Below are 19,436 nucleotides of genomic sequence, written 5' to 3' on the forward strand. Positions count from 1 at the left end.
GCTAAAGTAACTGCATAAGCCCAATACTGTGTTACACTCAAATCGGAAGCTTCGGCTTTCGATTTGCATAATAGGCTAGTAGTTCAATTGGTAGAGCGTCGGTCTCCAAAACCGAATGTTGGGGGTTCGAGTCCCTCCTGGCCTGCCACTTTTTTTTTATAAAAAAGCTTAATTCTGGCTGAGTTGTCATATAATAAGTCGCGAATTCTACGACGAGTAAAAAAATGTCGAATGATAAATCGCGTGACGCATTAAGCGACGCGCCAATCCCTCAAAGAAATAATGCTGCGGAAGTTGTAAGTTCAGGTTCTCCACTTGATGCTGTTTTGTGGTTGATTGCTATAGCTTTATTCATCGGTTCAGCATTGGTAAATCAGCATTTACCAGCCTATTGGGCGCCTGCAAATGATATTTGGGTGCGCATTGGGGTAATTTTGGCTTGTATCGTCGTCGCTTTAGGTTTATTATACGCCACCCATCAAGGTAAAGGCTTTGTGCGCTTGTTGCAAGATGCACGAATTGAACTGCGTCGAGTGACTTGGCCTACAAAACAAGAGACGATCACGACATCGTGGCAGGTTCTTTTGGTTGTGGTTGTAGCATCATTAGTGTTGTGGTGCTTCGATTACGGGTTAGGTTGGTTTATTAAGTTAATTATCGGGTAAGAGCGCCATGAAACGTTGGTATATTATTCATGCCTATTCAGGTTTTGAAAAACAAGTGATGCGTTCACTTAATGAACGAATTCAACGTAGCACGGTAGCTGATAGCTTTGGTGAAGTCCTTGTTCCTACTGAAGAAGTAGTAGAAATGAAGGATGGGAAGAAGCGCAAATCTGAACGTAAATTCTTTCCAGGCTATGTATTAGTCGAAATGGAAATGAATGATGATACTTGGCACATTGTAAAAGAATGTCCAAAGGTTCTAGGTTTTATTGGTGGAACACCAGAGAAACCAGCACCAATTTCACAGCGTGAAGCAGATGCGATTCTTGCTCGTGTACGTAATACTGGTGAAGCACCTCGTCCTAAGACGATGTTTGAGCCAGGTGAAGAATTGCTCGTTATTGATGGTCCGTTCACAGACTTTAAAGGGGTCGTGGAGGAAGTACAATACGATAAGTCACGTTTAACGTTGACGATTAATGTATTTAATCGACCAACTCAAGTTGAACTCGAATTTCGTCAAGTCGAAAAAACGATTTAATTTGAATTGGTTGAAAAGCGCCCGATTTGATCGGGCATTGTTGTTCTAACACTTCGGTGTTGTTTAATTTTTTGGGGAGCCTAGCGGCGTCTGTACCCAGAGGAAATTTTCAATGGCTAAGAAGATTGACGGCTATATCAAGCTGCAAGTTCCAGCTGGTAAAGCAAATCCATCTCCACCAATTGGTCCTGCTTTAGGTCAACGTGGTGTAAACATCATGGCTTTCTGTAAAGAATTCAATGCTGCTACACAAAAACTTGAAGTTGGTTTGCCAATTCCTGTCGTGATCACTGTGTACAACGATAAGTCGTTCACTTTCATCATGAAAACTCCACCTGCATCTATTCTTCTTAAGAAAGCTGCTGGTATTCAAAAGGGTTCTTCTGTACCTAACAAAACTAAAGTTGGTAAGTTGACTCGTGCTCAATTAGAAGAAATAGCGACTACTAAAGAACCAGACTTAACTGGTGCTGATTTAGACGCTCGTGTTCGTACCATCGCTGGTTCTGCACGTTCTATGGGCTTGGAAGTGGAGCTATAAGACATGGCAAAGTTAACTAAACGTCAAAAAGCCATCGCTGCTGCTGTAGAAGCAAACAAAGTTTACACTTTGGAAGAAGCAGTACAAGTTCTTAACAGCCTTCCAGCTGCGAAGTTCAAAGAATCTTTAGACATCTCTGTAAACCTTGGTGTAGATCCACGTAAATCTGACCAAGTTGTTCGTGGTGCGACTACTTTACCTGCTGGTACTGGTAAAACTGTACGTGTTGCAGTATTTGCTCAAGGTGCTGCTGCTGAAGCTGCAAAAGAAGCTGGTGCTGACATCGTTGGTTTTGATGACCTTGCTGAAAGCATTCAAGGTGGAAATCTTGATTTCGACGTAGTGATTGCTGCTCCTGATGCAATGCGCGTTGTTGGTAAGTTAGGTACGATTCTTGGTCCACGTGGCTTAATGCCAAACCCTAAAGTGGGTACAGTAACTCCTGACGTTGCTGGTGCGGTTAAGAATGCTAAATCTGGTCAAGCACGTTACCGTGTAGACAAAGCGGGTATCATCCACGCTGCGATTGGTCAGTTAGGCTTCAGCGAAGATGCTGTTCGTCAAAACGTTGAAACTTTAATTGCAGATTTGAAACGTTTAAAACCTGCAACTTCTAAAGGTGTATACGTTAAAAAGATCACTTTGAGCTCAACTATGGGTCCTGGTCTTGCAATTGACGTAAACAACGTTTCTAAGTAATTAGAAAGAATTTTAAAGCCTCAGATTCTTTTATAAGAATCTGAGCAAACTTTGAATTGATAAATGAATATTTATCAGCGTCAAAGACCTCAGGCGAGAGATATTTTCGAATATTTTTCTTAATAAACCAGTCTGAGTAGACGTGGTGGTGTGATTTGTTCCTCCTCCACGTGTAGGTCGAAAGGCTTACGAATTGGGAGTGTACTCATATTTGAGTGCATAAATCACCGTTAGGAGGTTTTACAATGGCTCTTCTTATCGAAGACAAAAAACAGATCGTTGCAGAAGTAAACGAAGTTGCTTCTAAAGCGTTCTCTGCCGTTGTTGCTGACTACCAAGGCTTAACTGTAGAGCAATTAACAACACTTCGTGTTGAAGCTCGTAAGTTAGGTGTTACTACACGTATCGTGCGTAACACTTTGGCTAAGCGTTCATTCGAAGGTACTCAATTCGATATCTTGAATGACGACCTTGTTGGTCCAACAATTCTCGGTTTCTCTACTTCTGAAGACGACATGGGTGCAGCTGCACGCTTGTTCGAAGAATTTGCGAAAACTAACAAAGCATTTGAACTTAAAGCTGCTGCATTTGATGGCAAACTTTATAAAGGTGCAGAAGTTAGCGTTATTGCAAACCTTCCGAACCAAGAGAAAGCGCTTACTATGCTTGCCTCTGTTCTTCAAGCTCCTATTTCGAAATTGGGTCGCCTTATTACAGCACTCAAAGAGAAAAACGAGTCAGAAGCGGCTTAATCCTATTTTCACACCATTCAATATCCATTTGGAGTTATTCTCATGGCTTTAACTAACGAAGAAATCTTAAACGCAGTTGCTGAAAAAACAGTTCTTGAACTTGTTGAATTAATTTCTGCTTTCGAAGAAAAATTTAACGTATCTGCTGCTGCTGTAGCTGTTGCTGCTGCTCCAGGTGCTGGCGCTGCTGCTGCTGAAGAACAAACTGAATTCAACGTTGAGTTGACTTCTTTCGGTGCTAACAAAGTTGCTGTAATTAAAGCAGTTCGTGAAGCTACTGGTCTTGGTCTTAAAGAAGCTAAAGATATGGTTGAAGGCGCTCCTGCTGTTCTTAAAGAAGGCGTTTCTAAAGAAGAAGGCGAAGAACTTAAGAAGAAGCTTGAAGAAGCTGGTGCTACAGTTACACTTAAGTAATTCTGTAGGGAGTCGGTTTTTTGATAATCGGCTCCAAAAAATGGCTGATGGCTCTTGGGTCATCAGCCTTTTTGCGTTACAATAATCGGCTCGTTTTTTGTTAGTTTTGCTTGTAATACGTGCGTAATTAGAATAAACGACTGAATATCAAACGCTTACCAATATTTTTTTGCTTATAAAAATATTGTTAAGCGTTTTAATACCACTAAAAATTGCAGCATTTGTAAACAGTGGTGGCCATATCGGCCTGCGTAATTCCTTCCAAACCCGTTCTGCAGGCGGGTTTGGTTTACTTTCCGAGGACTCCAGATGGCATACTCATATACCGAAAAGAAACGGATCCGTAAGAATTTTGGTAAATTGCCCCAAGTAATGGATGCACCGTACTTGCTTTCGATTCAAGTCGATTCGTATCGTACATTCTTGCAAGACGGTAAAACTCCAAAAAATCGCGAAGATATCGGTCTCCAAGCCGCATTTCGTTCAGTTTTTCCTATTGAAAGTTATTCTGGCAATGCTGCTTTAGAATTTGTTGAGTATAGTCTTGGTAAGCCTGAGTTTGACGTACGTGAATGTATTTTGCGTGGTTCAACTTATGCAGCACCAATGCGCGTAAAAATTCGTTTGATCATCAAAGATCGTGAAACGAAATCAATTAAAGACGTTCGTGAACAAGAAGTTTACATGGGTGAAATGCCACTCATGACCGATAACGGTACATTCGTTATCAACGGTACAGAGCGTGTAATCGTATCTCAATTACACCGTTCACCAGGCGTATTCTTTGACCATGACAAAGGTAAAACCCACTCAAGCGGTAAAGTGTTGTATTCAGCACGTATTATTCCTTACCGTGGTTCATGGTTAGATTTTGAATTTGATGCTAAAGATTTAGTATTCGTACGTATTGACCGTCGTCGTAAATTGTTGGCGACTGTGATTTTACGTGCCTTGAATTATACCAATGAACAAATCTTGAATTTGTTTTACGAAAAAGTACCTGTATATCTAGATATGGGTAGCTATCAAATTGACCTCGTTCCAGATCGTTTACGTGGTGAAATGGCGCAATTTGATATCTTGGATAACGATGGTAAAACAATCGTAGAACAAGGCAAACGTATTAATGCACGTCACGTACGTCAAATGGAAGCTGCAAACTTAGCGAAGCTTTCTGTACCTGATGAATATTTATATGAGCGTATTACAGCTGAAGACATCACACTGAAAAACGGTGATGTGATTCCTGCAAATACGGTGCTTAGCCATGAAATCATGGTGAAGATCGCTGAAGGTGGTGTTAAGCAGTTTAACATTCTGTTTACAAATGACATCGACCGTGGTCCTTTCGTTGCGGATACATTACGTGCAGATACAACAACAGGTCGTGAAGAAGCACTTGTTGAAATCTATAAAGTAATGCGTCCAGGTGAACCACCGACGAAAGAAGCTGCTGAGAACTTATTCAATAACTTATTCTTCTCTTCTGAGCGCTATGATCTTTCTCCAGTAGGTCGTATGAAGTTTAACCGTCGTTTGGGTCGTCCTTACGAAGTGGGTACTGATCAGAAGTCACGTGAAGTTGAAGGAATTTTATCGCACGAAGATATCATTGATGTACTGCGTACATTGGTTGAAATTCGTAACGGTAAAGGTGAAGTTGATGATATCGATCACTTAGGTAACCGTCGTGTGCGTTCTGTTGGTGAAATGACAGAAAACCAATTCCGTGTTGGTTTAGTTCGTGTTGAACGTGCTGTTAAAGAACGTTTAAGCCAAGCAGAAACAGATAACTTGTCTCCGCAAGATTTAATCAACGCAAAACCAGTTGCTGCTGCAATCAAAGAATTCTTTGGTTCAAGCCAATTATCTCAGTTCATGGACCAAAACAACCCATTGTCTGAGATTACACACAAACGTCGTGTATCTGCGCTTGGTCCTGGTGGTTTGACTCGTGAACGTGCGGGCTTCGAAGTACGTGACGTACATCAAACTCACTATGGTCGTGTTTGTCCTATTGAAACGCCTGAAGGTCCAAACATTGGTTTGATCAACTCGCTTTCTGTATATGCTAAAGCAAACGACTTTGGCTTCTTGGAAACACCGTATCGTAAAGTTGTAGATGGTCGCGTAACTGACGATGTTGAATATTTATCTGCAATTGAAGAAGTGGGTACTGTCATTGCACAGGCCGATTCTGCTGTTGATAAAGATGGCAACTTGACTGAAGAAATGGTTTCTGTACGTCATCAAGGTGAATTCGTACGTATGTCGCCTGAGCGCGTAACTCATATGGACGTTTCTGCACAGCAGGTTGTTTCTGTTGCAGCATCATTGATTCCATTCCTTGAACACGATGATGCGAACCGTGCATTAATGGGTTCAAACATGCAACGTCAGGCTGTTCCAACTTTACGTGCTGACAAGCCGCTTGTTGGTACGGGTATGGAAGCAAACGTAGCACGTGATTCTGGTGTGTGTGTGATCGCCGATCGTGGTGGTGCAATTGAATATGTTGATGCATCTCGTATCGTTATTCGTGTAAACGAAGATGAAATGATCGCAGGTGAGGCGGGTGTAGATATCTATAACCTCATCAAATATACACGTTCAAACCAAAATACATGTATTAACCAAAATGTTATCGTGAAATTAGGCGACAAAGTTGCTCGTGGTGACATCTTGGCTGACGGTCCATCGACTGACATGGGTGAACTTGCACTTGGTCAAAACATGCGTGTCGCGTTCATGACATGGAATGGTTATAACTACGAAGACTCGATCTTATTATCTGAGCGTGTACTTCAAGAAGACCGTTTAACGTCGATTCACATTCAAGAATTGTCATGTGTGGCACGTGATACTAAGTTAGGTGCAGAGGAAATTACTGCCGATATTCCTAACGTAGGTGAAGCTGCACTGTCTAAATTGGATGAGTCAGGTATCGTGTATATCGGTGCTGAAGTGACTGCGGGTGATATCCTTGTTGGTAAGGTAACGCCTAAAGGCGAAACTCAATTAACACCTGAAGAAAAATTACTTCGTGCAATCTTTGGTGAAAAAGCGGCTGACGTAAAAGACTCTTCTTTACGTGTTCCGTCTGGTACTAAAGGTACGGTTATCGACGTTCAAGTCTTCACTCGTGATGGTTTGGAAAAAGATGAACGTGCACAGGCAATTGAAAAAGCTCAGCTTGATGCATACCGTAAAGACTTGAAAGAAGAATACAAAATCTTCGAAGAAGCAGCACGTGAACGTATTGTTCGTTTGTTGAAAGGTCAAGAATCTAACGGTGGCGGTTCGACTAAACGTGGCGATAAACTTTCTGAAGATGTATTGTCTGGTTTAGAGCTTGTTGATTTACTTGAAATCCAGCCAAATGATGAAGCAATTGCTGAGCGTTTAACTCAAATTCAAGTGTTCTTGAAAGAGAAGAGCTACGAGATTGATGAGAAGTTTGCTGAGAAGAAACGTAAACTTTCTACAGGTGATGAATTAACAACTGGCGTATTGAAAGTTGTTAAGGTTTACCTTGCTGTTAAACGTCGTATCCAGCCTGGTGATAAGATGGCGGGTCGTCACGGTAACAAAGGTGTTGTATCAAACATCTTGCCAGTTGAAGACATGCCGCATGATGCAAATGGTGTACCCGTTGATATCGTGTTAAACCCATTGGGTGTACCGTCACGTATGAACGTGGGTCAGATTCTTGAAACTCACTTAGGTATGGCGGCGAAAGGCCTTGGCGATAAAATCGAGAAAATGTTGAAAGAACAGCGTACAGTGTTAGAACTACGTGATTTCTTAGACAAGATTTATAACAAGGTTGGTGGCGAACAAGAAGAGCTGAATAGCTTAACTGACGCAGAAATTTTAGCACTTTCAGGTAACTTGCGTGCTGGTGTTCCATTGGCAACACCTGTATTCGATGGTGCTGAAGAAAGTCAAATTAAAGACTTACTTGAATTGGCAGACATTTCGCGTACTGGTCAAACGGTATTGTTTGATGGACGCACAGGTGAGCAGTTTGATCGTCCTGTAACTGTAGGTTACATGTACATGCTCAAATTGAACCACTTGGTTGATGACAAAATGCATGCGCGTTCAACAGGTTCTTACTCGCTTGTTACACAGCAGCCGCTTGGTGGTAAAGCACAATTCGGTGGTCAGCGTTTCGGTGAGATGGAAGTATGGGCACTTGAAGCATACGGTGCAGCATATACACTCCAAGAAATGCTTACTGTTAAGTCGGATGACGTCGAAGGTCGTACACGCATCTATAAGAACATTGTAGATGGTAACCATTATATGGATCCGGGTATGCCTGAATCGTTCAACGTATTGACCAAAGAGATCCGTTCTTTAGGTATCAACATTGAACTGAAAAATGGTGACTAAAAAATCTCCGCTAACCCCTGTTTGAGAAAGAGGGGTAAAGTCCCCCTTTATGAAGGGGGATTCGAGATTTCCAAATTTCAGTAAAAACAATATTTGTGACCCAGTCGGGTGAGCGTAGCTTCCCGACACACGGAGAAAAAAATTGAAAGACTTGCTCGATATCATGCGTAAGAAAACGGATTCAGAAGGTCATGCACCTGTTGAATTTGACCGTATCCGTATTGGTCTTGCGTCACCAGAGATGATTAAGTCATGGTCTCACGGTGAAGTTAAAAAACCTGAAACCATTAACTACCGTACTTTTAAACCTGAACGTGACGGTTTGTTCTGTGCCAAAATTTTTGGTCCAGTAAAAGATTACGAATGCTTGTGTGGTAAATACAAGCGTATGAAATATAAAGGCGTCATTTGTGAAAAATGTGGCGTTGAAGTAACAACTGCAAAAGTTCGTCGTGAACGTATGGGTCACATCGAGCTTGCTTCTCCAGTTGCACACATCTGGTTCTTGAAATCATTACCGAGCCGTATCGGTTTACTTCTTGATATGACTTTACGTGATATCGAGCGCGTATTGTATTTCGAATCTTATGTTGTAACAGATCCTGGTATGACTCCGTTTGAAAAGTATCAACTTTTAACAGACGAAGAATACTACAATGCACTTGAAGAACACGGTGATGAATTCACTGCGAAAATGGGTGCAGAAGCAGTTCAGGATTTGTTAAAAGATATTGATCTTGAAGCAGAAATTTCACGTTTACGTGAAGAAATTCCACAAACAACGTCTGAAACGAAGCTTAAGAAAGCTTCTAAGCGTTTGAAATTGATGGAAGCTTTCAAAGATTCAAACAACAAGCCTGAATGGATGGTAATGAATGTACTTCCAGTACTTCCACCAGACTTACGTCCGCTTGTACCACTTGAAGGTGGTCGTTTCGCGACTTCAGACTTGAACGATTTATATCGTCGTGTGATCAACCGTAACAACCGTTTAAAGCGTCTTCTTGACCTTGCTGCACCAGACATCATCGTACGTAACGAAAAACGTATGTTACAAGAGTCTGTTGATGCATTACTTGATAACGGTCGTCGTGGTCGTGCGATTACAGGTTCGAACAAACGTCCATTGAAATCTTTGGCAGATATGATCAAAGGTAAACAAGGTCGTTTCCGTCAAAACTTGCTCGGTAAGCGTGTTGACTATTCAGGTCGTTCGGTAATTACCGTTGGTCCTACTTTACGCCTTCACCAGTGTGGTCTTCCGAAGAAAATGGCACTTGAATTATTCAAGCCATTCATTTTCGCAAAACTACAAGCTTCTGGCCAAGCAACAACCATTAAAGCTGCGAAGAAAATGGTTGAGCGTGAAACACCTGAAGTTTGGGACGTTTTAGCACACGTTATTCGTCAACATCCAGTCATGTTGAACCGTGCACCAACACTTCACCGTCTAGGTCTTCAAGCATTTGAACCTATCTTGATCGAAGGTAAGGCAATCCGTCTTCACCCACTCGTATGTGCTGCGTTCAACGCCGACTTCGATGGTGACCAAATGGCGGTACACGTTCCATTGACATTGGAAGCACAGTTAGAAGCTCGTGCGTTGATGATGTCAACGAATAACATCTTGTCGCCTGCAAACGGTGAGCCAATTATCGTTCCTTCTCAAGACGTTGTCTTGGGCCTTTACTACATCACTCGTGATGCGGTAAATGCCAAAGGTGAAGGCATGGTATTTGCGGATACTCACGAAGTTAACCGTGCGTTAGCGACTGGTAAAGTTGCAATCCATGCACGCGTAAAAGTACGTGTACACCAAACTGTGATTGACGAAAACGGTAACCGTGAAAAGCAAACTATCATTGTTGATACAACACCTGGCCGTTGCTTGTTATGGGAAGTTGTGCCACAAGGCTTAAGCTTTGAATCGATCAACCTTGAGATGACCAAGAAAAACATCTCGAAGTTAATCAACTCTTGCTACCGTAAGCTTGGTTTGAAAGATACGGTTATCTTCGCTGACCAATTGATGTATTTGGGCTTCCGTCAAGCGACTCGCTCAGGTGTTTCTGTTGGTATGGAAGACATGCTTATTCCGCCAACTAAACATGCAATTATCGATAAAGCTGAAACAGAAGTTCGTGAAATCGAACAACAGTTTGAGCAAGGTTTCGTAACTGCGGGTGAGCGTTATAACAAAGTTGTCGATATTTGGGCGCGTACAAACGACCAAGTTGCGAAAGCGATGATGGATAACTTGTCTTATACACTTGTGAAAAACAAACAAGGTGAAGACGAGAAGCAGAAATCATTCAACTCGATTTATATGATGTCTGACTCGGGTGCCCGTGGTAGTGCGGCGCAGATCCGTCAGCTTGCTGGTATGCGTGGTTTGATGGCGAAGCCGGATGGCTCGATCATTGAGACTCCAATTAAAGCAAACTTCCGTGAAGGTTTGACGGTACTTCAGTACTTCATCTCGACACACGGTGCGCGTAAAGGTTTGGCCGATACAGCATTGAAAACTGCGAACTCTGGTTACTTGACACGTCGTCTTGTAGACGTAGCACAAGATTTAGTTATTACTGAATCTGACTGTGGTACAGCTGGCGGCTTAGTCATGACACCATTCATTCAAGGTGGTGACGTTATTGAACCATTACGCGACCGCGTATTAGGTCGTGTAACTGCTGAAGATGTACGTCGTGCATCTGATGATAAAGTGGTTCTTCCACGTGGTACGTTAATTGACGAGAAAATTGCTGCTCAGCTTGAAGAAGCGGGTGTCGATGAAGTTAAAGTACGTTCAGTTATTGCTTGTGAATCTACCTTCGGTGTATGTGCTCGTTGTTACGGTCGTGACCTTGCACGTGGTCACTTGGTGAACCCAGGTGAATCAGTTGGTGTAATGGCTGCACAATCAATTGGTGAACCAGGTACACAGTTAACAATGCGTACGTTCCACGTTGGTGGTGCTGCGAGCCGAACTTCTGCTGCAAACAGTGTTCAAGTACGTAACAAAGGTACTGTACGTTTCCACAACGTGAAAACTGTACAACATGCCAAAGGTCACCAAGTATCTGTTTCACGTTCAGGTGAAATTGGTATTGCGGATGATTTAGGTCGTGAGCGCGAGCGTTATAAGCTTCCTTACGGTGCAAGCATCTTGTTGAAAGATGGTGAAGCTGTAGAAGCTGGCGGTATCGTAGCGACTTGGGATCCACATACACATCCATTGGTAACAGAAGTTGCTGGTAAAGCGCGTTTCAGCCAGATTGCTGATGGCGTAACTGCAACATCGAAAACTGATGATGCAACGGGTATGACCACTGTTGAAATCTTGCCTGTAACAGCTCGTCCTGCTTCTGGTAAAGATTTACGTCCTGCAATCGTGTTGGATACAACAGATGGCGGCGAACAGTTCTACTTCTTACCACAAAATACAATCGTAACCGTTCGTGATGGTGAAACAATTGGTGTGGGTGACGTTATTGGTCGTGTACCACAAGAAACTTCACGTACTCGTGATATTACCGGTGGTCTTCCGCGCGTAGCTGACTTATTCGAAGCACGTAAACCGAAAGAACATGCGATCCTTGCAGAAGTATCTGGCGTTGTAAGCTTCGGTAAAGAGACCAAAGGTAAGAATCGTTTAGTGATCACGCCAGATGATGGTTCTGAGATCTACGAAGAATTGATTCCAAAATGGCGTCAAATCAACGTGTTCGAAGGTGAGCATGTGAACCGTGGTGAGACAATCTCTGATGGTCCGCAAAACCCACATGACATCTTACGTTTGAAAGGTGAAGTTGCATTAACTAACTACATCGTGAACGAAGTTCAAGACGTTTACCGTCTCCAAGGTGTAAAAATCAACGATAAGCACATTGAAGTTGTTGTACGTCAAATGTTGCGTAAAGTTGATATCACTGATGGAGGTGATACAAGCTTCATCAAAGGTGAGCAAGTGGATTACATCCGTGTTGTTCAAGAGAACCAAGCTGTCTTGGCTCAGAACAAGTTCCCTGCGAAGTTTGAACGTCAATTGATGGGTATCACGAAAGCATCGCTTTCTACTGACTCGTTCATTTCTGCTGCATCGTTCCAGGAAACAACTCGTGTGTTAACTGAAGCGGCTGTAACAGGTAAAGAAGATGATTTACGTGGCTTGAAAGAAAACGTTGTTGTGGGTCGCTTGATCCCAGCGGGTACAGGTCTTGCGTATCACTTAGAGCGTCGTCGCCAAGAAGCAGAAGCTGCTGAATTTGAACTTCACAATGACTTTAGTGAAGTAGACCAAGCATTTAGTCAAGCATTGAACTCAGACCAGTTCTAAGTTCTCGCTGATCAAAAAAGGCACCTTCGGGTGCCTTTTTTTATTGAAAGCTTAAAATGAATACGTCTTTTACAAAACACTAAACGATTCAGTAAATGTAATAACAGAATGTGATCAAACTCCACATAAAAGAAGATTATGATTTTTAATAGAACGTATAGGAGTGAATAGGCTCATGAAAAAAACAATTGGTTTAGTTTCAACTTTGATGTTGTCGGCGGTGATGTTTACAGGTTGCCAAAATATGAGTGCATCTGATCAACGAATTGGTGCAGCGGCTTTAGGTGGTGCTGTAGGCGGTGGTGTAGGTAACCATGTAGGTGGTGGTATTGGTGCGGGTGTGGGTGCAGCAGCAGGTGCGGGAGTTGGTTCAAACACACAAGGTGGTAGCCGTAATACTACGACAAGCAGCGCAATTGGTGCAGGTATCGGTTCCGTTGTCGGTAAGGCGCTTTTAGGTGGTGATTCTGGGGCTGCGATCGGTGGTGCGATTGGTGGTGGTGCTGGTGCAGCAATCCAAGAGAAGAAATAGTTTCCACTAAGATTTAAAAATGCCTACATTCACCTGTAGGCATTTTACTATGAGCTGGCTCTAGGTTTTTTACGGCGGATATATAGTATTTTTTCAACCTCAGCAATCCGAGTTCCAGACTCATCCACAATATTCAAGGTATAAGTGCGAAATACAGGTTCATGATTCTCTGCGAGTTGCTTAATTTCATTAATCTCAGCAGCACTCAGTTGAATATCTGCATAGACTGTATTTCGGCCTGGAGAAAGGAAGTTAATCGAGGCACTCTTGTCCCAGACAATATATTTATGACCCAAATGATGCATTAAAATCAGCATATAAAAGGGATCAACCATGGAGTAAAGGCTTCCTCCAAAATGAGTTCCAACAATATTACGATTCTTTCTTGTGAGTGGCATTTGGACGCGAATGTGGTAATGATCCAAATCAATTGTTTCAATCGAAATACCTGCTCCACGATAGGGCGAGTAGTGATTGAGGATAAATTTTGAAACAATCGGAATGGTTCGAATTTTTCTGAAAAAGTCTTTCATGGTCAATTTTTTTTCTTGCAACTCTATTCATACTCCATAAGTATCACTTTTATTGCACCGCTGGCAATGGTTGTTTCATGAACAGCCGATAGAAAACAAAATGGGAAAAAATTATGCAAGCACTAGTCAAAACAGTCACAACGTCAGATCAGCAAACACTGTGTGTGAAAACATGGGGAGATGAGAAAAAAACGCCTTTAGTTTTAGTGCATGGCTATCCAGATAATCAGGAAGTTTGGGAACCAATCATTGAAAAATTAGTCAATGATTATTACGTGGTGACTTATGACGTGCGTGGTGCAGGCTTATCTTCAATTCCTAAGCGTATTAAAGACTATCGTTTGCCACGCTTATCTTTAGACTTACAGGAAGTGGTTGATCAAGTGCTTCCGAATCGTAATTTCCATATGGCAGCCCATGATTGGGGTTCTTTGCAGTCATGGGAATCTGCAACTGAGCCTAAGTTAAAAGGTCGTCTATTGTCTTATACAACGATTTCAGGACCGTGCTTAGATCATGCATCATTGTATTTGCGTGAGAAATTTAAATCAGCTCCAAGCAATGTGCTGAAAATGCTGACCAAATCATGGTATATCGGTGCTTTCCATTTACCTTTGGTTGCTCCAACTGTATGGACATTTTTTAGTCCAGAAAAATGGGGCAAGATTTTAAGTGGTTTAGAGAAGAAACAAAACTTACCTTTAAATGCAAATATTGTTGCCGATGGTAAATATGGAATTAACTTATATCGAGCGAACTTTATTCCATCGCTGACTCAACCACGTCAACGTTATGCGCAGTGTCCGGTTCAGGCGATTGTATTACGTCGTGATGCCTTTGTAAGCCCAGAATACATCACTGAATCAATGCCAAAATGGGTTGAAAAATTTGAATATGTTGAGCTAGATGCAAATCACTGGGCAGTACTCAGTCAGCCTGAAAAAATTGCCGATTATATTCGCCAATTTATCGTGAAAAATGCATAAATAAAAATCAACTGACAGCAATCGCAGAATTTAAACTCTGTTAGAATGACGCCCTCGTTTCATTTAGTTCAAAGTTATGTTCGCGATTATTGCAGCGGTTGCTGTCATGTTCGGCCTTTCATTGGGGCGAGTTCCAGTTGTTTTTGCACTTGTAATTGGAGCTTTAACGGGAGGTTTGTTAGCAGGCCTAGGGGTACAAGGTACGTTAGACGCATTTAATAATGGTCTGGGCGGCGGTGCGCAAATTGCACTTGCTTATGGCGTGCTTGGTGCTTTTGCTTTGGCACTTGCTCGTTCTGGTTTACCTGATTTACTTGCTTATAAATTAGTTAAAAGTCTTAAAAATGATGCAGATATTCGTGCTCAGAAGAAGGTGAAATTTCTCATTTTTCTTACAGTTGGCGCGGCTGCGGTGGCATCGCAAAATGTCATTCCAGTACACATTGCATTTATTCCAGTTTTGATTCCACCGTTATTGATTGTTTTCAACCATCTACGTTTAGACCGTAGAGCGATTGCGTGTGTGCTAACTTTTGGCTTAGTTGCAACGTATATGTTCTTGCCTATGGGATTTGGTGCGATCTTCTTAAATGATATTTTAGCGCACAATATTAACCATTTTGGTCAAAGCTACGGTTTCCATATCAGCAACGATCAAATTCCTCGAGCAATGTTGATTCCTGTCTCTGGAATGTTCTTGGGGATGTTAACAGCGGTTTTTATTAGTTATCGTAAGCCGCGAGATTACCAAGACAAAGCATTGCATAACGTTGCTCGTAGCATCGTGGGTGAAATGACACAAGAACAACAAGCACCACAGATTGCAAAGTTCACGTTATTCATGGCTGCATTTGCGATTCTCGCTACGATTGTTGTACAGCTTTATTCAGATTCAATGATTGTCGCGGGCTTAGTTGGTGTAGCGATCTTGAGTTGTGCTGGAATCTTTAAATGGAAAGAAGCTGATGATGTGATCGTGACAGGTATGCGCATGATGGCACTGGTTGGTTTTACTATGATTGCTGCCCAAGGTTTTGCCACAGTTATTGAAGCAACCAATCAGGTTCCTGAGCTTGTGAAAGCTACAGCTGGCTGGATTGGGGATAGTAAAGCCTTAGCTGCTTTTGTCATGCTTTTGGTCGGTCTGTTGATCACACTCGGTATTGGCTCTTCATTTTCTACTGTACCGATCTTAGCCATCATGTATGTGCCATTATGTTTGCAGTTTGGTTTTAGTCCAATGGCAACGATTGCAATCATCGGAACTGCTGCTGCATTGGGTGATGCAGGCTCTCCAGCTTCAGATTCAACTCTTGGGCCAACATCGGGTTTGAATATGGATGGTCAGCATGATCATATGAGGGATAGCGTTGTACCTACCTTTTTGCATTTCAACATACCCCTGATCATTTTTGGTTGGATTGCTGCAATGGTTTTATAAAAAATTAAAACTGTATTTAGGCTCTATTTATAGGGCCTTTTTTATTGATTGAGAAATACATCACAGAAAAATATTTTTTAATAATCTGTATATCAAAATAAAAATATAGGTTGTGACATTTTTTGTCTGTTTATTGGGTTATTTGTATAATGCTGTCATTTTATTATTTTAAGATTAAATTATATTTTTAAGTAATTTTAAAATGTATTATTTAAAATAACTTTACTATTTTAGTTGGATATTTAAAGTATACAAAAAAGCTAGGTTTTATAGTAATTTAACTTTACTTAACTTGTCGGAATTATTAATTATTACATAATTTTACAAATATAAATTTATATTATTCAATATTTTATAAAAATAAATAAAATGGTCGGAATTTATGTGTATTGCATAATGTAAAAATACATGTCTATTATTATGCACAAGATCAATAATTTGTTAATGAGGTTGTTTAAATGTTAAAGAAAGCGCTCGTTATTGCTTTGCTGGGATTATCTTCAACTGCTTTTGCAGGTGGTTTTCAAGTTAAGGTCGGTGCAAGTTTAATTGATCCAACAGCGGATACTACACTTGCTCCTGGTGCAACTGTGAAAGGGGATCACGAGTTTGCATTTACGCCATCTGTTGAATATTTCTTCGGAGATACTCCTTTTTCTGCTGAGCTATTATTAGCTAATCCAATCAACCATGATGTACTTTTAAATGGTGATAAAGTTGCTAGTGTTCGTCAGTTACCACCAACAATTACAGCAAAATATAACTTCAAAAACTCAACTCGTTTTACACCTTATATTGGTGTAGGTGGTACGGCTTTTATTGCATGGCATGAGAAAGGCGTAGCCGATGATGTGAAAAATACCTACGGTTTTGCTGGTCAGCTTGGTTTCAACTTCCAGCCAGCAGATGCGAAAAATTGGGGCGTATATATGGATGTTCGTTATGCGGATATCAGTCCTGAAGTGAAGCTTGTAGATGGGACTAAATTTGATTTAGATCTTAATCCAGTCGTTTACACACTAGGTTATAGCTACAAATTCTAAGCTCAACCCAACCTTAAAAAAAACCTCACGAAACGTGAGGTTTTTTCAATTTAAATATAAAAAGAAACAAGGAATCGTCATTGCGTTTTGTATGCTGAAAAGAATGAAAAGTCATTCAGGGAAAAGTGATGCTACAAAAAGTCATTTATTCAGCCACACTCTTGGTTTCTAGTTTATTGATGTCAAATACGCATGCTGCCAGCTTTTCGTGTAAGGCTGCAAAATTAAAAGCCGAACAGAAAATCTGCTATACGCTCGTTTTAAATGATGCAGATGTTCGACTTGCGACGACCTATCAGATTGTTTTACATGCTTTACCAATGGGCGGACGTGATGCAGAAAAAGATCAGCAATTTAAATGGTTAAAGCAAAGAAATGCTTGTGGTTCGAATACTCAATGTATTCAAAGAGCTTATCAACAGCGTCAGCAACAATTAGATCAGTTGTTACAGGAACGCGTACTAAGTCATGGTCCTTTTTGATTGATTCGATTGTTAAATGTTAAAAAATAAGCAAACAAGGATTGAAAAATCGTAGAGATACACCATTCATAAATCATTCTAATTTGATAAGTCTCAAAATAAGGAGTGATTTATGAGTGAACAAGCATCACAAAATTATAGTTTCCAAGCTGAAGTTGCTCAGTTATTGCATTTAGTGACGCATTCTCTCTATTCAAACCCTGAAATTTTCTTACGTGAATTAATCTCAAATGCCTCTGATGCATGTGACAAATTACGTTTTGAAGGAATTAATCATCCTGAATATTATGAAAATGATCCTGATTTACATGTACGGGTAACGCTAGATAAAGACAATAAAACACTGACCATTTCAGATAATGGGATTGGTTTAAGCCAGCAAGAAGCGATTGATAACCTTGGGACAATTGCGAAATCAGGCACCAAAGACTTTATGTCGAAATTAACAGGTGATCAAAAAGCAGATGCGCAATTGATTGGTCAGTTTGGTGTAGGTTTTTATTCTGGTTTTATTGTTGCTGACAAAATCACTGTTGAATCTCGTCGTGCGGGTGCAGATGCGGCTGAAGGTGTACGTTGGATTAGCGGTGGGACAGGTGAGTTTGAAGTCCAAACGATTGATAAAACCACACGTGGAACAGATATCATCCTCCATTTACGCGATGATGCGCTTGAGTATCTAGAATCGTGGAAAGTGAAGCAGATCATTAATAAATATTCTGACCATATTAGCTTGCCAATTGAAATGCAAAAAGAAGTTTGGCAAGAGGAAGAGGTTGCTGAGGGTGAAGAACCTAAAGGCGGTCAAATGGTCAAGACTGACGAATGGGAAGCGATTAACTCTGCGAGTGCGTTGTGGACACGCAGTAAAAATGAAATCACTGATGAGCAATATATCGAGTTCTACAAGAATTTAAGCCATGATTTTGCTGAGCCTTTGGCGTGGGCGCATAATCGTGTTGAAGGTAGTACTGAATATACTCAATTGCTTTATATTCCAAGCCAAGCGAAACAAGATTTGTTTACTCGTGAGGCGAAAGCAGGCATTAAGCTCTATGTGAAGCGTGTCTTCATCATGGACGAAGCAGATAACCTCATTCCAAACTATTTACGCTTTGTACAGGGTGTCGTGGATAGCGCTGACTTACCGCTGAACGTGAGCCGTGAATTGCTCCAAGAGAGCCGTGATGTTAAAACGATTCGTGAAGGAAATGCACGCCGTGTTTTGACCTTGATTGATGGTTTAGCTAAATCGGAAGATGAAAAAGACCAAGAGAAATTCAAAACGTTCTATAGTGAATTTGGCTCAGTCTTAAAAGAAGGCCTAGGTGAAGACTTTGGTAATCGTGAACGTATTTTAAAATTATTACGTTATGCAACATCTACCAATGATGAGATCAGCACATCTTTTGCTGAATATAAAGCGCGCATGAAAGAAGGGCAAAAAGCAATCTATTATGTGACTGCTGATAGTCTAACTGCTGCGAAGAACTCACCACAACTTGAACTATTCAAGAAAAAAGGTATTGAAGTGCTTTTAATGGCAGACCGAGTTGATGAATGGGCAATGAATTTTGTCAATGAATTTGACGGTACGCCATTACAAAACGTGTCAAAAGGTGCGGTTGATTTGGGAGACTTACAAGATGCTGATGAGAAAAAAGCACTTGAAGAAGCTGCTGAGCAATTCAAACCTGTTGTTGATCGTTTAACGACTTCATTGAAAGATAAAACCAAAGAAGTACGTGTAACCACGCGATTAGTTGATTCACCAGCGTGTTTGGTTACGAGTGAAGGTGAGTTATCGCCACAACTAATCCGTATGCTTAAGCAAGCTGGTCAGGCTGTACCAGAAATTAAACCGACTTTGGAAATCAACCCAGAGCATCCACTGGTGAAAAAATTGGAAAGCTCTACACAGTTTGATGATCTTGCAAATGTGATTTTTGATCAAGCTGTAATTGCAGAAGGTGGTTTGCCTGAAGATCCTGCAGCTTATGTGAAGCGCATTAATAGTTTATTGATGAAATAAATGATTAAAAAAACCTCTGATCCGTCAGAGGTTTTTCTTAT

The 19,436-nt window shown here is 41.2% G+C and carries 15 protein-coding genes and 1 tRNA gene; 15 read left to right on the forward strand and 1 reads right to left on the reverse strand.

Annotation, left to right across the window (positions count from 1 at the left end; genetic code table 11):
- Window positions 1–72: 72 nt before the first annotated feature.
- The 10 genes from IO68_RS23380 (at window position 73) to IO68_RS23425 (ending at window position 12,878) form a co-directional block, all read left to right on the forward strand.
- A tRNA-Trp gene (locus IO68_RS23380) sits at window positions 73–148 on the forward strand.
- Window positions 149–224: 76 nt separating this feature from the next.
- On the forward strand, window positions 225–665 hold the full coding sequence (gene secE / locus IO68_RS23385) for a preprotein translocase subunit SecE (RefSeq protein WP_004876411.1): 441 nt from the start codon (window positions 225–227) through the stop codon (window positions 663–665).
- Window positions 666–672: 7 nt separating this feature from the next.
- Window positions 673–1,206, forward strand: coding sequence for a transcription termination/antitermination protein NusG (gene nusG, locus IO68_RS23390; protein WP_004876413.1), 534 nt, complete (start codon window positions 673–675; stop codon window positions 1,204–1,206).
- Window positions 1,207–1,318: 112 nt separating this feature from the next.
- On the forward strand, window positions 1,319–1,747 hold the full coding sequence (rplK, locus tag IO68_RS23395; RefSeq protein WP_004637639.1) for a 50S ribosomal protein L11: 429 nt from the start codon (window positions 1,319–1,321) through the stop codon (window positions 1,745–1,747).
- Window positions 1,748–1,750: 3 nt separating this feature from the next.
- Complete coding sequence (gene rplA, locus IO68_RS23400) at window positions 1,751–2,446, forward strand: 50S ribosomal protein L1 (RefSeq protein ID WP_004876415.1); 696 nt, start codon at window positions 1,751–1,753, stop codon at window positions 2,444–2,446.
- Window positions 2,447–2,691: 245 nt separating this feature from the next.
- Window positions 2,692–3,198, forward strand: coding sequence for a 50S ribosomal protein L10 (gene rplJ, locus IO68_RS23405; protein ID WP_004876417.1), 507 nt, complete (start codon window positions 2,692–2,694; stop codon window positions 3,196–3,198).
- 42 nt (window positions 3,199–3,240) lie between these two features.
- On the forward strand, window positions 3,241–3,612 hold the full coding sequence (gene rplL, locus IO68_RS23410; RefSeq protein ID WP_004774018.1) for a 50S ribosomal protein L7/L12: 372 nt from the start codon (window positions 3,241–3,243) through the stop codon (window positions 3,610–3,612).
- 309 nt (window positions 3,613–3,921) lie between these two features.
- Window positions 3,922–8,010, forward strand: a complete 4,089-nt coding sequence (gene rpoB, locus IO68_RS23415; RefSeq protein WP_007480163.1) for a DNA-directed RNA polymerase subunit beta — start codon at window positions 3,922–3,924, stop codon at window positions 8,008–8,010.
- A 142-nt stretch (window positions 8,011–8,152) separates the two neighbouring features.
- Window positions 8,153–12,346: a DNA-directed RNA polymerase subunit beta' gene (gene rpoC, locus IO68_RS23420; RefSeq protein ID WP_031234770.1), complete on the forward strand. Its 4,194-nt coding sequence runs from the start codon at window positions 8,153–8,155 to the stop codon at window positions 12,344–12,346.
- Window positions 12,347–12,521: 175 nt separating this feature from the next.
- Complete coding sequence (locus IO68_RS23425; RefSeq protein WP_023013121.1) at window positions 12,522–12,878, forward strand: hypothetical protein; 357 nt, start codon at window positions 12,522–12,524, stop codon at window positions 12,876–12,878.
- Window positions 12,879–12,925: 47 nt separating this feature from the next.
- Here the strand turns inward: IO68_RS23425 and IO68_RS23430 are convergent, their stop codons facing one another.
- Window positions 12,926–13,432, reverse strand: a complete 507-nt coding sequence (locus IO68_RS23430; protein WP_007480159.1) for a DUF4442 domain-containing protein — start codon at window positions 13,430–13,432, stop codon at window positions 12,926–12,928.
- A 92-nt stretch (window positions 13,433–13,524) separates the two neighbouring features.
- On the opposite strand from IO68_RS23430, the gene IO68_RS23435 reads away from it, so the two are divergent.
- The 5 genes from IO68_RS23435 to htpG all read left to right on the forward strand — a co-directional run bounded on the left by IO68_RS23435 (window position 13,525) and on the right by htpG (window position 19,395).
- Entirely contained in the window at window positions 13,525–14,397 is an 873-nt protein-coding gene (locus IO68_RS23435) for an alpha/beta fold hydrolase (protein WP_007480158.1), read from the forward strand.
- A 76-nt stretch (window positions 14,398–14,473) separates the two neighbouring features.
- Window positions 14,474–15,838: a Na+/H+ antiporter family protein gene (locus IO68_RS23440; RefSeq protein WP_007480157.1), complete on the forward strand. Its 1,365-nt coding sequence runs from the start codon at window positions 14,474–14,476 to the stop codon at window positions 15,836–15,838.
- Window positions 15,839–16,296: 458 nt separating this feature from the next.
- Window positions 16,297–16,881: an OmpW/AlkL family protein gene (locus tag IO68_RS23445; protein WP_004876427.1), complete on the forward strand. Its 585-nt coding sequence runs from the start codon at window positions 16,297–16,299 to the stop codon at window positions 16,879–16,881.
- 128 nt (window positions 16,882–17,009) lie between these two features.
- A complete protein-coding gene (locus tag IO68_RS23450; RefSeq protein WP_007480156.1) occupies window positions 17,010–17,363 on the forward strand; it encodes a lysozyme inhibitor LprI family protein in 354 nt (117 codons plus the stop codon).
- Window positions 17,364–17,475: 112 nt separating this feature from the next.
- Window positions 17,476–19,395, forward strand: a complete 1,920-nt coding sequence (htpG, locus tag IO68_RS23455; protein WP_007480155.1) for a molecular chaperone HtpG — start codon at window positions 17,476–17,478, stop codon at window positions 19,393–19,395.
- Window positions 19,396–19,436: the final 41 nt, after the last annotated feature.

The sequence above is a fragment of the Acinetobacter sp. COS3 genome, from assembly GCF_000475335.1.
GTDB lineage: Bacteria > Pseudomonadota > Gammaproteobacteria > Pseudomonadales > Moraxellaceae > Acinetobacter > Acinetobacter venetianus.

Bases quoted from the DNA above. Each gene is read 5' to 3' on its own strand.
- secE (WP_004876411.1), top strand. From the start codon at position 225: ATGTCGAATGATAAATCGCGTGACGCATTAAGCGACGCGCCAATCCCT.
- nusG (WP_004876413.1), top strand. From the start codon at position 673: ATGAAACGTTGGTATATTATTCATGCCTATTCAGGTTTTGAAAAACAA.
- rplK (WP_004637639.1), top strand. From the start codon at position 1,319: ATGGCTAAGAAGATTGACGGCTATATCAAGCTGCAAGTTCCAGCTGGT.
- rplA (WP_004876415.1), top strand. From the start codon at position 1,751: ATGGCAAAGTTAACTAAACGTCAAAAAGCCATCGCTGCTGCTGTAGAA.
- rplJ (WP_004876417.1), top strand. From the start codon at position 2,692: ATGGCTCTTCTTATCGAAGACAAAAAACAGATCGTTGCAGAAGTAAAC.
- rplL (WP_004774018.1), top strand. From the start codon at position 3,241: ATGGCTTTAACTAACGAAGAAATCTTAAACGCAGTTGCTGAAAAAACA.
- rpoB (WP_007480163.1), top strand. From the start codon at position 3,922: ATGGCATACTCATATACCGAAAAGAAACGGATCCGTAAGAATTTTGGT.
- IO68_RS23425 (WP_023013121.1), top strand. From the start codon at position 12,522: ATGAAAAAAACAATTGGTTTAGTTTCAACTTTGATGTTGTCGGCGGTG.
- IO68_RS23435 (WP_007480158.1), top strand. From the start codon at position 13,525: ATGCAAGCACTAGTCAAAACAGTCACAACGTCAGATCAGCAAACACTG.
- IO68_RS23440 (WP_007480157.1), top strand. From the start codon at position 14,474: ATGTTCGCGATTATTGCAGCGGTTGCTGTCATGTTCGGCCTTTCATTG.
- IO68_RS23445 (WP_004876427.1), top strand. From the start codon at position 16,297: ATGTTAAAGAAAGCGCTCGTTATTGCTTTGCTGGGATTATCTTCAACT.
- IO68_RS23450 (WP_007480156.1), top strand. From the start codon at position 17,010: ATGCTACAAAAAGTCATTTATTCAGCCACACTCTTGGTTTCTAGTTTA.
- htpG (WP_007480155.1), top strand. From the start codon at position 17,476: ATGAGTGAACAAGCATCACAAAATTATAGTTTCCAAGCTGAAGTTGCT.